The sequence below is a fragment of the Pseudomonas sp. NCHU5216 genome, assembly GCF_052156495.1.
Classification (GTDB): Bacteria; Pseudomonadota; Gammaproteobacteria; order Pseudomonadales; family Pseudomonadaceae; genus Aquipseudomonas.
The window spans coordinates 32,246-48,590 of the sequence record NZ_JBQLIX010000026.1; the positions used below are offsets into that span (position 1 = coordinate 32,246).

A 16,345-nucleotide genomic window follows, 5' to 3' on the forward strand; every position below is an offset into this window, starting at 1 on the left:
AGCAGCGCCATGGGTGTAGTCGAGATCAAAGCGGAAGGCAGCGCCAGGAAACACGGTGGTCGCTACATCTATGAGACGTTGCGCAGGCAGATCCTGACCTTGCAACTCAAGCCTGGCGCACAGTTGGACGAGGTTTCGCTGGCGTTGCAGTTCAACGTATCCCGCTCGCCGGTACGCGATGCCCTGGCACGCCTGATCAGCGAAGGGCTGGTGACCATCCTGCCGAATCGCACCTTGCTGGTCACGCCTTTCGAGATCGAGGAATTTCCCAACTACATTGCCGCGCTGGATCTGATCCAGCGCGCGGTGACCCGACTCGCCGCGCTCAACCGCACCGAGCAGGATCTGCAGCGTATTCGCCAGGCCAATGTCGCTTATGTCGAGGCCTTGGGGCAGGGCAGCTTCGAGGTCATGTCGGAGTTGAACAAGGCCTTTCACATGGAGATCGCCAGGGCCGGGCACAACCCCTATTTCACCACCTACTACGAGAAGCTGCTGGGCGAGGGCCAACGCCTGCTGCACCTGCACTTCGACTTCATCGTCAGCTCGCAGAGCTTAAAAGGTGCTGACCAGGATCATGACCACATCATCGACGCCATCGCCAAGCGTCAGGCGGATCTGGCCGAGCAGGCCTCCCACGAGCACACCATTCTGTTTCGTGATCGTTTCCTGGAATTCATGAAGCAGAATCTCACCCAGGGTGTTTCGATCTACTAACGATCTCGTGCCCCAAGTGGCCACGCTGACAGCTCGCCTCAGGAGTGCGCTCGCTGCGCACGACGCCAGACCGATGGTTCGCCGTCACGGCCTTGGGGTACTCTTGGCGGCATTCGCCGGCGGCACAGCCGGGCCCAAGCAATGGCAGGAACACCGATGAGCAACGATGCAGTTGAACCCGAAAACAATGGGCGCCGGCATGGCGGGCGTTACATCTACGAAGAACTGCGCAAGCAGATTCTCACCCTGAAACTGAAACCGGGCTCGCAACTGGATGAAGTGTCACTGGCTGCGCAGTTCGGCCTCTCCCGTTCACCCGTGCGCGATGCCCTGGCGCGCCTGATCACAGAGGGGCTGGTGACCATCCTGCCGAACCGTACCACTCTGGTCACGCCGTTCGAGATCGAAGAATTCCCCAGCTACGTGGCGGCACTGGATCTGATCCAGCGTGCGGTCACGCGGCTTGCCGCGCTGCAGCGCACCGAGGAGGACATGCAGCGCATACGTGCCGCCGAGGACGCCTATATGGCCTCGATATCCAAGGGCGACTTCCAGGCCATGACCGAGCTGAACAAGACGCTGCATCTCGAAATCGCCAGAGCCGGAAAGAATCCTTACCTGACCAGTTACTACGAGCGGTTGCTGGGGGAGGGGCAGCGCCTGCTGCACCTGCACTTCGACTTCATCATCAGCACGGCCAGTTCATCCGGCCTTGGGCGTGATCATGAGGAGATCGTCGAGGCAATCGCCGCCCGTGACGCCAATGCAGCGGAGAACGCCGCGCATGAGCATACGATGCTGTTCCAGCGCAGGTTCCTGGATTTCATGCAGCAGAACCTGACGGCGAATATGGCCATTACCTGAGCTCAATGACGCCGAAACGCAAGCGTAGGGAGAAGGTTTGGTCGAGAAACGAAGGCGAGGGTTATGGCGATCGGTTCATGTTCATGGCCGGCGTTATGTTTTAAAGTAATCGGTTGCCGAAAGAACCCCCATGGCCATCACCATGGAGGGCTTTCATTCCGACCAATTACTGAGGGGAAGATGACCAAGCCTTTCATCTCGCTGTGCCCTGAAATTACCCGGGCACACGCACTGAAGTTGATGGATTGGCTGGAGGATGAGCGCGTTACCTACTATCTGAGCGATTCGCGTGATGTCTCCCGATCCATCGAGCAAGCCATCGATCGGACTCAACTGCCGATCCTGACCCATCTGTTCAACCAGGGCGGCCGTTTCTTCATGGCCTATGACCGGCATGACGAACCGGTTGGCTTCGTCCGCCTGGTCAAGAGCGACTCGAGTTGCGAGATCGTCCTGGCCATCGGAGACAGCGACAAATGGGGCCGCAAGCTTGGCGCACGGATGATCCGCGAAGGCATGAAACAGGCCTTCCTCGACATGCGCGCCGAGACGCTGGTGGCCAAGATTCACCCGGACAATGTGCGCTCGCAGAAAGCCTTTCTGCGCAGTGGCTTCGTGCTCGAGCGCGAAACGCCGACCTTGAAATCGTATGCCATGACGGCTGGGCGTTATCTGCAGTTCCTGCGCGAAGGTAGCATCAGCGACCGCAGCGATATCTACATCACCGAAATCGACAAGGCCAGACTCGAGAGCCTGGTGGTGCTCGAGGAGGGCCCGGCCCTAGTCGAACTCGAGCATGAGCTCGAACGCGCCGTCGTCGTCCAGCCGCAGCAGGTGGCGAGCACCGTGGTCACGATGAATTCCAGGGCCTTGCTGCAACTGGACGACGAAGAGCTCGAAGTCGCTCTGGTGTACCCGGAAGACGCGGACAGCAGCGCCGGGAAGCATTCAGTGTGCTCCGAGATCGGCGCTGCGATCTTGGGCTATCAGGAGGGCGACGCCATCGACCGGCGCATTTCCGACCGAACCCGCCGTATCGAGATCAGGAAGGTGCTTTACCAGCCGGAGGCGGCGGGGGATTACCATCTCTGATGGGCGTTAGCGATAACGCTTAATTCTCAGCGAGATGGCAGCCCACAGAGTCTCCCTAGCCAAGCAGGGAGACTTTCCTACCGGGAAACCTCTGCCCGAGCCCATCGCAATGAACCCGGGCAGTAGCCTTCAGCGCATCAGGCCTCCTGCAAGACCTGGTCGATCGCCTCACCCAATGCCTGGACATAAGGTGCCTTGACCAAGCTGTTGTGCGTGCCTGGCAGCGCCACTGCCTGCACCTGTTCAGCCACCACCTGTGTCCAACCCAGAGTCGGGTCCTGGCGTGGCTGGTCGGCAGCGCTGAACAGCTTCAGGCTCAGCGTGCTCGGTGGGGTCACGTAGGCGCCCACTGCTTTGCGAATGCCCCAGGCCACCGCCAGGTGGCTGCGCAGCAAGGCCAGGTCGATGCCCGCCGGCAGTTCTTCGGGCAGCAGCCCGTGTTCGCTGCACAGTGCGAGCATGGGCTCCACGGCGTTGTCCTCGGCCAGCGACTGCAGGCGCTGGTGCAGATCCTCCGGGATGCTTTGGGGCAGCCAGGCCATGAGGAACTGCGCTTCGCTCGGTGCAGGCCCAGCCTCGGCTTCGGTGCGCGCCGAAGCGTCGATGATGCCGAGGAACTCCAGACGTTCGCCGCTGGCTTGAAGCTGGCGGGCCATTTCATAGGCGATCAGGCCACCCGCCGACCAGCCGGCGATGCGGTAAGGTCCGCGGCCTTGCACCTGGCGGATAGCGGCCAGGTAGCGCGAGGCCATGGCCGGCACGTCGCTGAGTACGCTTTCATCGGCCTTCAAGCCGCTGGCGGCCAGGCCGTAGACCGGCAGGCTGTCCGGCAAGGCGGCGGCCAGGTCGTAGGCGTACTGCACCTCGCCCCCCAATGGATGCACCAGGAACAGCGGGCGCCGTTCGCCGCGCGGGCGTACTGGCACCAGATTGCTCGCCTGGCCTTGCCCGGCCTCGCCGCTCAGCGTGCGGGCGAAGCCCGCCAGGGTCGGCTCGACGAACAGGTCGCGCACCGCCACCGGCTTGCCCAGCACCTTGCGCAGGCGCGAGGCCATTTGCACGGCCATCAGGGAAATCCCGCCCAACTGGAAAAAGTCGTCGTGACGGCTGATCTGCTCCTTGTTGAACAGGCTCTGCCAGATGGCTGCCACCGCCTGTTCCACCGGGCCCTGCGGCGCCTCGAAGGGTTTGGGCTGCGCCGTGGCCTGTAGCGCCGGTTCGTCACTGTGCACCTTGCGCACCGGCGCCGGCAGCTGAGCCAGCACCTGGCTGAGCGGCTGATCGGTATCGCGAACCCAGTGTTCCAGCAGCGTAACGAACAGCGCCGCGATGCGTTCGGCACTGGCGGTGTCGAACAGGTCGCTGGCGTACTGCAGGCTGCCGCCGATGGAGTCGCCGTGGTCGACCAGCGACAGCGCCAGGTCGAATTGCGTGGCATGGTGCGGACGCTCGACACCGGCCACCTGCAGGCCGGGCAGTTGCAGCGGCGCGTCCGGGGTGTTGTTCAGGCTCAGCATCACCTGGAACAGCGGGTTGTGCCCCATGTTGCGCACCGGCTGCAGGGCGCTGACCACCTGCTCGAACGGCAGATCCTGGTGCTGATAGGCCGCCAGCGTGGTGGCCTTGACCTGCGCCAGCAGGTCATTCACCGGCGTTTCGCCGCAGGGTTTGACGCGCAGTGCCAGGGTGTTGGTGAAGAAGCCGATCAGTGGCTCCAGCTCCGGGCGCGAACGGTTGGCGACCGGGGTACCGATCACCACATCCTGCTGGCCACTGAGGTGGCTCATCAGCGCCGACCAGCCGGCCAGCAACAGCATGAACAAGGTGCTGCCCTGGGTCTGGCTGAACTGGCGCAACTGCGTGCTCAGCTCGACCGGGAAGCGGCACTCGACGATCCCGCCGGCATAGCTCTGGGTGGCCGGGCGTGGGCGGTCCAGCGGCAGGTTCAACAGCGCGGGGGCGCCATCGAGGTACTGCCGCCAGAAGTTCAGGCTGGCTTCCAGGCCGGCACCGTCGAGCACACGACGCTGCCAGGCGGCATAGTCGGCGTATTGCAGCGGCAGCGGCGGCAAGGGATCCGGCTGACCCTGGGCGAAGGCGCTGTACAGCCGGCTGACCTCGCTGGCCAGGACGCTGTTCGACCAGCCATCGGAAATGATGTGATGCAGGGTGATGAACAGCACGTGCTCCTGTTCATCCACTTGCGCCAGCAAGCCGCGCAGCAGCGGGCCACGCGCCATGTCGAACAACTGCGTGACGTTGGCTTCGCCCAGGGCCTGCAGGGCGCTTTCACGCTCGACCTCGGGCAGCCCACGGAGGTCTTCATAGGCCAGGTTGAAGCCGCAGTCGGCCGGTGCGATGGCCTGGGCTGGCTCACCCTCGACCCGCTCGAAACGGGTACGCAGGATTTCGTGGCGGGCCACCAGGCGGTCCAGCGTGGCCTGCAGCGCACGGCGATCCAGCGGGCCGCTCAGGCGCAGGGCCTGGGGCAGGTGGTAGGCCGCGCCGGCTGCCGGATCCAGTTGATCGAGGAACCACAGGCGCTGCTGGGCGAACGACAACGGCAGGCGCTGGTTGCGGTTGGCCAGCGGGATGCTGCCGGCGTCACTCGACGAAGTGCCGTCCACCAGCGCCGCCAGGCCGCGCACGGTGGGCGCCTCGAACAGTTCGCGCAGGCTGATGCGTGCTCCCAGTTTGCGGCGCAGCCTCGACAGCAACTGCACCGCCAGCAGCGAGTGGCCGCCCAGCTCCAGGAAGCCGTCGTCACGACCGACCTGTTCGACCCCCAGCAGGGCCTGCCAGATCTGCGCGATGGCCTGTTCGGTCTCGCCTTGCGGTGCCACGTAGGCCTGGCTGGCCAGGGACTCGGCGCCCGGGGCAGGCAGGGCGCGGCGGTCGAGCTTGCCGTTGGCGGTCAGTGGCAACTGCTCCAGTACCACGTAGGCGCTGGGCACCATGTACTCCGGCAGGCGCTCGAGCAATGCTGCGCGCAATTGCCCAGCGTCCGGCGGCGTACCGCACAGGTAGGCCACCAGGCGGGTGCCTGCCTCGTCGCCATGGCTGTCATTGCGGGCGATCACCGCCGCTTCGCGCACGCCCTCGCAAGCCAGCAGGGCGCTTTCGATCTCCCCCAGCTCGATACGGAAGCCGCGAATCTTCACCTGGAAGTCGTTGCGGCCCAGGTACTCCAGGGTGCCGTCGGCGCGCCAGCGGCCCAGGTCGCCGGTCTTGTACAGACGACCCTGTGGCGTATCGATAAAGCGCTCGGCGGTCAGTTCCGGGCGGTTGAGGTAACCGCGTGCCACACCGGCACCGCCGATGTGCAGCTCACCGGCCACGCCGATCGGTGCCGGCTGGCCCAGAGCGTCGAGCACGTAGAGCTGCACGTTGGCCAGCGGGCGACCGATGCTGGGTTGTTCGCCGAGGTCGGCGACCAGGCCCTGGCTGGCGTCCACGGTGCCTTCGGTCGGCCCGTACATGTTGTAGAAGTGGATGCTCGGGCAGGCGCGCAGGCGTGCCCAGGTGGCGGCGTTGATCGGCTCGCCACCGAGCAGCACGCTGCGCGGCTTGTAGCGTTCACGCTCGAGCAGCCCGGCGGCGAGCAGGCCGTCGAGTTGCGAAGGGGTGGAGTCGAACGCCTGGATCTGCTCGGCTTCGAGGAAGTCCAGCAGCTCCTGGCCACTGGCGCGCAGGTGCTGCGGCACGATCACCAGGCAGTGGCCGGCACCGAGCTGGCAGATGCCCTTGAGCGACATGTCGAAGTAGAAACCGGCGTTCAGCGCTACCCGCGCCTGAGCCGTGCAATGGCTGTGGGTGGTGCGCGCCAGCACCTGGCTGAAGTTGAACAGCGAGCGGTGCTCGACCATCACGCCCTTGGCCTGGCCGGTGGAACCGGAGGTGTAGATGACGTAGGCCAGGTGTTCCGGGCTGAGGCTAGGCACCTGCGGGTTGCTGTCGTAGCCGGAGTCGTCGGCAGCGGCCAGGGATTCGGCGGTGTCCAGCGCCAGGCGCGGCACGCTGACTGGCGGCAGCGTCAGGGTGGCCTGGGCCAGCAGCGCACAAGGCTGGCTGTCGGCGAGCAGGAAGGCCATGCGCTCGGCGGGGTTGGCCGGATCCAGCGGTACATAGGCGGCACCGGCCTTGAGCACGGCGAGCACGCCGACGATCATCTCCAGGCTGCGCTCGGCGCACAGCGCCACGCGGTCGTCGGGCTGCACACCGAGGGCCAGCAACTGACGAGCCAGGTGGTTGGCGCGGCGGTTGAGCTGCTGGTAGCTGAGCTGTTGCTGTTCATGAACCAGCGCCGTGGCGTCGGGCTGCTGCTCGGCCTGTTGCTCGAACTGCTGGTGCAGCGGGCGCACCGCGCCGAAATCCTCGGCGGTGTGGTTGAAGCCGTGCAGCAGTTGCTCGCGCTCTAGGTCGGGCAGCACCTCCAGGGTCTGGGCCGGGCGTGCCGGGTCGTGCTGCAGGGCATCGACCAGGGAAGACACGGCCTGTTCCAGATACTGGGCGACCCGCGCCGGGTCGATGCCCGCCACGGCCTGGGCTGTCAGCGAGAACTGTTCGCCGACATCGGCGACGGCGATTTCCAGTGGATAGTTGGTGCGGGTTTCCGACGCCAGGAAGTGAATCCCGGGCTGATCGGCCAGTTGCTCGCGCTGCTGGCCGTCGGCATCGATCAGTTCGCCATGGCGGCAGTTGAGGATCACCGTGAACAGCGGTGCGGAGGCTTCCACGGCGCTGCAACGCTGGGCCAGGGACAGAGGCGCCTGTTCGTGCACCAGCAGCTCGCTGAGTTGCTCATAGGCATCGGCCACCAGCTGCGCGATGCTGTGCTGGCGAACCCGCAGGCGCATCGGCAGGGTATTGATGAACATGCCCAGGGCATGGTCGGCACCGGCGGTGCCTTGCGAGCGCCCCGACAGCACCGTGCCGAACAGGCCTTCATCGCTGCCACTGGTGGCGGCCACCACCAGGCCCCAGGCGGCGTGGAACAGCACCGAGGTCGGCACGCCCTGGGCGCTGGCGACCTGATGCACGCGCTGGGTCAGCGCCGGACTCAGGTGCCTGACCGCGCGCTGGATACCGGCACCGCTGCCGTGTACATCCAGCACCCCGAACGGCGCACTGGTGGTGTCTACATCATGCAGCAGCCGGCGGAAGTAAGCCTCATGCTCGGCGACCGGCACCTGGGCGTTCTTGGCGATGAAGTCACGATAGGGTTGTGACGGCGGTAGCTGCTCGGCGTGGCCATCGAGCACGGCCTGGATCTCCAGCATGATCAGACGCAGGGTGACGTTGTCGCTGATCAGGTGGTGGTCGAGCAGCGCCAGCAGCCATTGCTGGCCCGGCTCGTCGTGAATGGCGTAGGCGGCGATCAGCGGCGCCTGTTGCAGATCGAGGCGCAGGCGATGCGGGTCGGTGTGCTCGCGCAGCACCTCCAGGGCGCTTGCCCCCGGCGGGCAGTCGAGGGTTACCAGCGGCAGCCTGGCCTGGTGCTGCACCACCTGCACCGGAGCTGGCAAGCCCTGCCAGCGCAGCGCGCTACGCAGGATGTCGTGGCGGTCGATGACCACCTGCACGGCGGCCAGGAAGTTATCCAGCAGCTCGCGGCGCTCGAAGGTCACCACGGTGCGCATCAGGTAGGCATCGCCTTCGCTCTGCAGCAGATGGTGGAACAGAATGCCTTCCTGCAGCGGCGACAACGGGTAGATGTCCTGCACGTTGGCGACCCCGCCTGGCACCTGCTCGACGATCTGCTCGATCTCGGCCTGGCTCAAGCTCGCCAGCGGCAGCATATCGGGCGTGATGTGCTGGCAATCGGCGGGAATCGTCGGCGTGGTGGCGGCGGCCTGCTGCGCATCGACCGGCACCGTGGCAGCGGCCATGGCCTTGAGCGTCGGCGCCGCGAACACGGTGCGCACGTCCAGGGCCAGGCCTTCCTGGCGCAGGCGCTCGATCAGGCTGATGACCAGGAACGAATGCCCGCCCAGCTCGAAGAAGTGATCCTCACGGCCAACCTGCTCGACCCGCAGCAGGTTTTGCCAGGCCTGCGCTAGCAGGGTTTCCACCGGCCCTTGTGGTGCCTGGTATTCGCGGCGTGCCAGGGTGCCGGTATCCGGGGCGGGCAGGGCCTTGCGGTCCAGCTTGCCGTTGGTGGTCAACGGCCAGGCATGCAGCGACACGAAGGCACTGGGCAGCATGTAGTCCATCAGGTGCTCGGCCAGTTGCTCGCGCAGTCGCGCCGCGTCCAGCACCGCGCCGTCGTGAGGGATGAGATACGCCACCAGGCGCTGATCGCCCGGCGCGTACTCGAAGGCCAGCACCCTGGCCTGGCTGACGCCTGGGCAGGCCAGCAGACGTGCTTCGATTTCACCCAGCTCGATACGCAGGCCGCGAATCTTCACCTGGGAGTCATTGCGGCCCACGTACACCACGCCGCCGTCGCTGTTGTAGCGCGCGGTGTCACCCGTGCGATACAGACGCTCGCCGGGGGCGCAGGGGTCGTCGATGAAACGCTCGGCGTTGAGCGCGTCACGGTTGAGGTAACCGCGGGCCACACCGCCGCCACCGATGTAGATTTCGCCTTCCACACCGACCGGTACCGGCTGCAGGTTGGCATCCAGTACGCGCAGGCACAGGTCTGGCAGCGGGGTGCCGATCAGGCTCGGCGCGCCTTCGTCGATCTCGTGCTGGGCCAGCGGGTAGAAGGTCGCATGCACGGTGATTTCGGTGATGCCATACATGTTCACCAGACGCGTGCGGTTCAGGGGTGTGTGTGCGGTCCACGGGCGCAGGCTGGCGAACTCCAGCGCTTCGCCGCCGAAGATCACCTCGCGCAGGCTGTGCTCACCCGGGGCACGCTCATGGGCCTGGATGAAGCGGCGGAAGGCGCTCGGGGTCTGGTTCAGTATGGTGACACGCTCGCGGCACACCAGGGCATGGAAGTCTTCGGCGGAGCGGGCCACTTCGGCCGGTACGATCACCAGTCGTCCACCATGGCTCAGTGCGCCCCACAGTTCCCATACCGAGAAGTCGAAGGCAAAGGAGTGGAACAGCGTCCAGACGTCCTCTGCAGCGAAGTCGAACAGCTCGGCGCAGGCATCGAACAGCCGGGCGACCTGGCGATGTTCCACCTGCACGCCCTTGGGCTGCCCGGTGGAACCGGAGGTGTAGATCACGTAGGCCAAGTGCCGTGCCTGCAGGTTCGGCAGTTCCGGGTTGTGGTCGTACTCCGGCCCAGGCTCTTCGCCAGCGATGTCCAGGGCCAGTACCGGCACGTCGTGGTCTGGCAAGACGCTCAGGCAGGCCGGCTCGGCCAGCAGCAGGGTCGGCTGGCTGTCGTCCAGCAGGTAGCCCAGCCGCTCGGCCGGGTAGGCCGGGTCCAGCGGCACGTAGCCGGCACCCGCCTTGAGCACCGCGAGAATCGCCACTACCTGGCCAATGCCGCGCTCGGCGAGAATGGCCACGCGCTGATCGGGCTGTACGCCCTGGCTCAGCAACTGCTCGGCCAGGTCATTGGCCCGGCGGTTCAGGGTCTGATAGCTGACCTGCTGGTCGGCGAAGCTCAGGGCAATGCTGTGCGGTGCGTCGGCGGCGGCCCGCTCGAAGCGCTGGTGCAGCAGCGGCGTACCGGCAAAGCGCGCCTTGGGTTGTGCCGTGGCCGGGCTGGCCTGACGCTGCGCAGCGCTGAGCAGCGGCAGGTTCAGCACCGGCCGTTGCAGGTCATCCAGCAGCGCCGTCAGCAGCACTTTGAAATGCTCGGCGAAGCGTTCCACCGTGCTGCGCTCGAACAGGTCGCTGGCGTACTCGATCACCCCGGCCAGGCCGCCATCGGCATGGCCCAGGGTCAGCATCAGCTCGAATTGCGCGGTGTGGTGCGCCTGCTCCACCGGCGTCAGGCTCAGGCCCGGCAGCGCCAGGTCGGCCTGGCCGGGGGTGTTGTCCAGCGACAGGGCCACCTGGCACACCGGGCTGTGGCTGAGCGAGCGCGGCGGCTGCAACGCCTCGATCACCTGCTCGAAGGGGATGTCCTGATGTTCATGGGCACCCAGCACCGCCTGTTTGGCCAGATCCAGCAGTTGCGCACCGCTGGGGTTGTCGGCGAGGTTCAGGCGCAGCGCCTGGGTGTTGACGAAAAAGCCGATCAGCGCTTCGGTCTCGGCGCGGCTGCGGTTGGCGTTGGGCACGCCGATCACCACGTCCGGCTCGTTGCCCAGGCGTGCCATCAGCACCGCCCAGGCGCTGAGCAAGGCCATGAACGGCGTGACTTGGTGCTGTTTGCAGACATTCGCCAGACGCTGGTACAGCGGCGCCTCGATCAGCACCGTTACATCGCCGCCGCGGAAGCTCTGCCGCGCCGGGCGTGGCCGGTCGCTGGGCAGGTTGATCACCGCCGGTGCGCCTTGCAGGTGTTCGCGCCAGTAGGCCGCCTGCGCCTGCAGTTGCTCATGGCCCAGCGTACGGTGCTGCCAGGCGGCGTAGTCGGCGTACTGGATCGCCAGGGGCGGCAGCGGGTCGGGTTGCTGCTGGCTGAAGGCGCGGTACAAGGCACCCAGCTCGCGCACGCAGACACCCACCGACCAACCGTCGGAGATGATGTGGTGCTGCACCACCAGCAGCACGTGCTCATCGTCGGCCACGCGCAGCAGATGGCCGCGAATCAGCGGCCCGCTGCTCAGGTCGAAGGGCTTGGCCGCTTCATGATCGGCGATGCGCGCGGCGCTCTGGCTGGCTTGCTCATAGGGCAGGGCACGCAGATCCTGCTCGCTCAGGTTGAAGCCGATGTCTGCTGCTGCGATGACCTGCACCGGCTGTTCGCCAGGGCAACTGAAGGTGGTACGCAGGCTTTCGTGGCGCTCGACCAGGCGATCCAGCGCGGCTTGCAGGGCGCCACGGTCCAGCTCGCCGCGCAGCAGCAAGGTGGCGCGCATGTGATAGGCGGCGCTGGCACCAGGATCCAGGCGGTCGAGGAACCACAGGCGCTGCTGGGCGAACGACAGCGGCAGCGGCGCGCTGCGATCGGCCGGCAGAATGACTGGCTGGGTGCTGGCCTGGGTGACGCCGAGCACCTGCGCCAGGGCGGCGACGCTGGGGTTGCTGAACAGGTCGCGCAGCATCAGCTCGTGGCCCAATTGCTGGCGCACCCGAACGACCAGTTGCGCCGCCAGCAGCGAATGCCCGCCGAGCTCGAAGAAACTGTCGTTGCGGCCCACCGGCGAAACCCCGAGCAGCTCCTCATAGAGCTCGGCCAGGGCCTGTTCGGTCGGCCCTTCGGGTTCGGCATAGGACTCACTGGCCATGGCGTTGAGGTCAGTGGCAGGCAGGGCCTGGGTGTCGAGCTTGCCGTTGACCGTCAGCGGGTAGCTTGCCAGGCTGACGAAAGCACTGGGAATCATGTAGTCCGGCAGTGTCGCGCCCAGTTGCGCGCGCAATGCGGCCACGGCCAGCGTGGTGCCCGGCTGCGGGATCAGGTAGGCCACCAGGCGCTTGCCCTGGGCCGCATCGTCGCGGGCCAGCACGCGAGCTTCGCGCACGCCCTGGCAGGCGAGCAGCTTGGCCTCGATCTCGCCCAGCTCGATGCGGAAACCGCGGATCTTCACCTGGGCATCCATGCGCCCCAGGTGCACCAGCTCGCCGTTGGTCAGCCATTTGCCCAAGTCCCCCGAGCGGTACAGACGCTGCCCAGGGCGCAGCGGGTTGTCGATGAAGCGTTCGGCGGTCAGTTCCGGGCGGTTCAGGTAGCCACGCCCGACACCCAGGCCAGCCACGCAGATTTCCCCGGCCACGCCCACCGGCAGCAGGCGCTGCCGGTGGTCGAGCACGTACACCTCGGTGGTCGGGATCGGTCGCCCGACGTTGGAGATGCCGGCGTCGATGTCGGCCTGCTGCAGAGCCTTGAAGGTCACGTGCACGCAGGTTTCAGTGATGCCGTACATGTTCACCAGCGCCACATGGCCGAAGCGCTGGTGGAAGCCCGCCAGGCGTGCCGGCTCCAGGCTTTCGCCGCCGAAGATGACATAACGCAGGTGTTCCAGGCTGGCGGGGTGATCCACGGCCACACTGCTCAGCGCATCGAAGGCCGAAGGGGTCTGGTTGAGCACGCTGACCTGCTCGGCCTGCAGGAAGTCCAGCAGCCCCTGAGGGTCACGGCGCAGGGCTTCCGGCACCAGGGCCAGGCGGCCACCGTGCAGCAGGGCGCCGAACATCTCCCACACGGAGAAATCGAAGGCATGCGAATGGAACAGCGACCACACGTCGCTCGCGCCGAAGTCGAACGGTGCGCGGCTGTTGTGCAGCAGGCGCACCACGTTGCGGTGTTCCAGCAGCGCACCCTTGGGCTGGCCGGTGGAGCCCGAGGTGTAGATGACATAGGCCAGGTGATCCGGCGCGCTGAGGTTGGGCAGATTTTCGCTGCCGGCAGGACTGGCGCTGTCGTCCTGCAGGGCAAGCACTTGGATGCCCAGCCGGGCGGCCGTCTCGGCCAGCGCCGGGTCGACGATGGCGTGGCGTACGCCGCTGTCCTGCAGGACGAAGGCAATGCGCTCTGCGGGGGCGTTGGGGTCGACCGGCACATAGGCGCCACCGGCCTTGAGCACTGCCAGGGTCGCCACCACCATGCCCAGCGAACGCTGCAGGGCGATGGCCACCGGCGCCTGCGGGGTGACCCCGGCGGCACGCAGGCGGTGCGCCAGCTGGTTGGCCTGGGCGTTGAGCTGCGCATAGCTGAGGCGCTGGTTGCCGAGGTTCACGGCAATGCGCTCGGGGCACTGACGCACCTGTTCCTCGAACAGTTGGTGAATCGTCATCTGCTCGGGCCAGGCCGCTTCGCTGTCGTTGAACGCCAGCACCTGCTGCTGGCGCTGCTCGGCGCTGAGCAGCGGCAGGTCGTCCACGGGCGTCTGCGCCGCGTCCACCAGGGCTTCGAGCAGGCGCACGTAGTGCTGCATCAGTTGCTCGGTGAACGCCGGCTCGAAGAATTCGGCGTTGTACACCAGGTGGCCGTTCCAGTGCAGGCCATGGTCGTCGATCAGCAGGTGCAGATCGTTCTTGCCGTAGCCCAGGTTGGTTTCCAATGGCGTGAAGGACACCCCGGCGACCACTTCGCTCGGCTCGGCCTGCTTGTAGTTGAACAGCACATCGAACAGCGCGGTGCGGCTCATGTCCTTGGCCGGGTTCAGCGCCAGCACCAGTTGGTCGAATTGCAACTGGCGGTGCGCCAGGGCTTGGGCCAGGGTCTCGGCGGTGCTGGCGCAAAGCGCCTGCGGCGTGGTGCCGGCCGGGCACTGGCTGCGGATCACCAGCAGGTTGTCGATGGGCCCGACCACTCCGGCTAGCGCCTCGCTGCGGCACGCGGCGCTGGTGCCCAGCACCAGCTCGTCATGCCCGGCGTAGCGGCGCAGCAGTGCGCTGAAAGCGCTCAGCGCCAGGCTCTGGGTGCTGTAGCCAGTCTGCTCGGCGAGGCCCTGCAGGCGGAGTACCAGCGCCGGCTCGACACGGAAATCATGCGTGGCTTCGGCAAACACATGCACCGCCGCCCGCGGCCGGATCAGCGGTAGTTCCAGCGCCTGCAGCTTGCCGCGTAGCTGGTAGGCCCACCAGGCGCGCAGGTTTTCCGTGACCGCCGCCGGCAGTTGGCGCTGCCAGACGGCAAAGTCGGCAAACGAATGGTCAAGCGCCGGCAGGTCGGCTTCGCGCCCGGCACAGGCTGCCGCGTACAGCGCCAGCAGGTCGCGGCGCAGCACGCTCATGCTGGTGCGGTCGGCCAGCAGGTGGTGCACCGTCAGCGCCAGCACGGCCTGGCGTTCGTCGGCCTGCACCAGGCAGGCGCGCACCAGGCTGGAATCGCCCAGCGGCAGCGGCTTGCGGGTTTCCGCCAGGGCCTGTTCAAACAGCGCGTGCGCGTCGGCCTGGATCAGCGTCAGTGGCAACTGGCTTGCCCCGGCGAAAGTCTGCCAGCCACGCGCGCCATCGCCGTGTATGCGGCAGCGCAGCAGCGCGTGGCGCTCCAGCAGGCCATTCAGGGCCTGGCGTAGCGCTGCCTGGTCGACTTCGCCGTCCAGGGCCAGCAGCAGCGGAATGTTGTGGTACACCGGGTTGGCCGGGTACAGGTAGCCGGCCTCGAAGGTGTCGATGAACCACAGGCGTTCCTGGTGGAACGACAGTGGCATCTGCGCCGGATGCTCGGGCAGCGCTTCGATGGCCGGCAGCGGCGTCTCGCGGTCCAGTTCCAGGCGGCTCAGGCGGGTATCCGGAGCCTGGGTGAAGTGTTCCAGCAGGTTCTCGAAGCGTTGCCCCAGGCGTTCGATGCTGGCCGCCTCGAACAGCGCGGTGGCGTAGGACAGGCTGCACGACAGGCGCCCGTGGCCTTCGTCGATGTGCAGCGAAAGGTCGTGCTGGGTGCTGGCCTTGTGCGAGGGCAGGAATTCCAGCTCCAGCCCTGGCAGTTGCAGCGAGGCCCCGGCGCCGCCGGCATTGGTGTACAGCATGCTCTGGAAGACCGGGCTGTGGCTGGCGCTGCGCGGCGGGTTGAGCGCCTCGACCACCTGGTCGAAGGGCGCACCCTGGTAGTCGGCAGCTTCGAGCATCAGCGCCTTGACCTGCTCCAGCACCTCGGCGAGGGTCGGATCGGCTTCCAGGCGCACGCGGATGGCCAGAGTGTTGACGAAGAAACCGATCACGCCCTGCCATTCGGGGCGGTCGCGGTTGGCGGCGACGGTGCCGATCACCACGTCTTGCTGGCCACTGACCCTGGCCAGCAATACCGCCCAGGCCGCCATCAGCAGCATGAACGGCGTGGCGGCGCGGGCCTGGGCCTGCTGCTGGATGGCCCCGGCCAGCGTCGGCGGCAGGTCGAACACATGGGTGTCACCGCGAAAGCTCTGCACCGCCGGGCGTGGCCGGTCGGTCGGCAGGCTCAGCAGCGCCGGGGCACCAGCCAGACGATCACGCCAGAAATTCACCTGTTCGGCCAACGCCTCGCCGCTGAGCTGCGCGCGCTGCCAGGCCGCGTAGTCGGCGTATTGCAGCGGCAGATCGGGCAGGGCGGGCGCCTGGCCACTGCTCAGTGCCTGGTACAGCGCTGCCAGTTCCTTGACCAGCACGCCGGTCGACCAGCCATCGGAGATGATGTGGTGCTGAGTCAGCAGCAGGCGGTGCTCGTGGTCGGCCAGGCGTAGCAGGCGCCCGCGCACCAGCGGGCCTTCGCTCAACACCAGCGGGGCGCGGGCTTCTTCCTCGGCCAGACGCTCGGCCTCGGCACGCGCTTCGGCAGCGGGCAGGTGACGCAGGTCGTGTTCGCTGAGGCTGAAGCCGCTGTCGGCCGGCGCAACCACCTGCTCGGTCTGCTCGCCGTCGCGGGCAAAGGTGGTGCGCAGGCTTTCATGGCGCGCCACCAGCTGATCCAGGGCGGCTTTCAGGGCGTCACGGTCAAGCTCGCCACGCAGCGCCAGGGCCGCCGGCATGTGATAGGCGACGCTGGCCGTAGGGTCGAGCTGGTCGAGGAACCACAAGCGCTGCTGGGCGAACGACAAGGGCAGGGGCGCCGTGCGGTCGGCCTGCGGGATGCTGGCCTGGGCCTTGACCTGTTCGGGCTGGGCGCCGCGTTGCTTGAGCATGCGCAGCAGGGCTGCGCGTTTGAGGGCGTCGAGGCTTTGCGTAGTGTCGGTCACGG

At 66.8% G+C, this 16,345-nt stretch carries 4 protein-coding genes; 3 read left to right on the forward strand and 1 reads right to left on the reverse strand.

Going from position 1 to position 16,345, the window contains the following annotated elements; genetic code table 11:
* The first annotated feature begins 9 nt into the window (after positions 1 to 9).
* From ACSVIK_RS17535 to ACSVIK_RS17545, 3 genes are all read left to right on the forward strand, one after another.
* Entirely contained in the window at positions 10 to 717 is a 708-nt protein-coding gene (locus tag ACSVIK_RS17535) for a GntR family transcriptional regulator (protein ID WP_442445524.1), read from the forward strand.
* A 156-nt stretch (positions 718 to 873) separates the two neighbouring features.
* Positions 874 to 1,581 (forward strand): GntR family transcriptional regulator, encoded by a 708-nt coding sequence (locus ACSVIK_RS17540; RefSeq protein WP_442445525.1) that lies wholly within the window; start codon positions 874 to 876, stop codon positions 1,579 to 1,581.
* A 180-nt stretch (positions 1,582 to 1,761) separates the two neighbouring features.
* Positions 1,762 to 2,673: a GNAT family N-acetyltransferase gene (locus ACSVIK_RS17545; RefSeq protein ID WP_442445526.1), complete on the forward strand. Its 912-nt coding sequence runs from the start codon at positions 1,762 to 1,764 to the stop codon at positions 2,671 to 2,673.
* Positions 2,674 to 2,810: 137 nt separating this feature from the next.
* Here the strand turns inward: ACSVIK_RS17545 and ACSVIK_RS17550 are convergent, their stop codons facing one another.
* Positions 2,811 to 16,343 (reverse strand): amino acid adenylation domain-containing protein, encoded by a 13,533-nt coding sequence (locus ACSVIK_RS17550; protein ID WP_442445527.1) that lies wholly within the window; start codon positions 16,341 to 16,343, stop codon positions 2,811 to 2,813.
* Positions 16,344 to 16,345 lie beyond the last annotated feature (2 nt).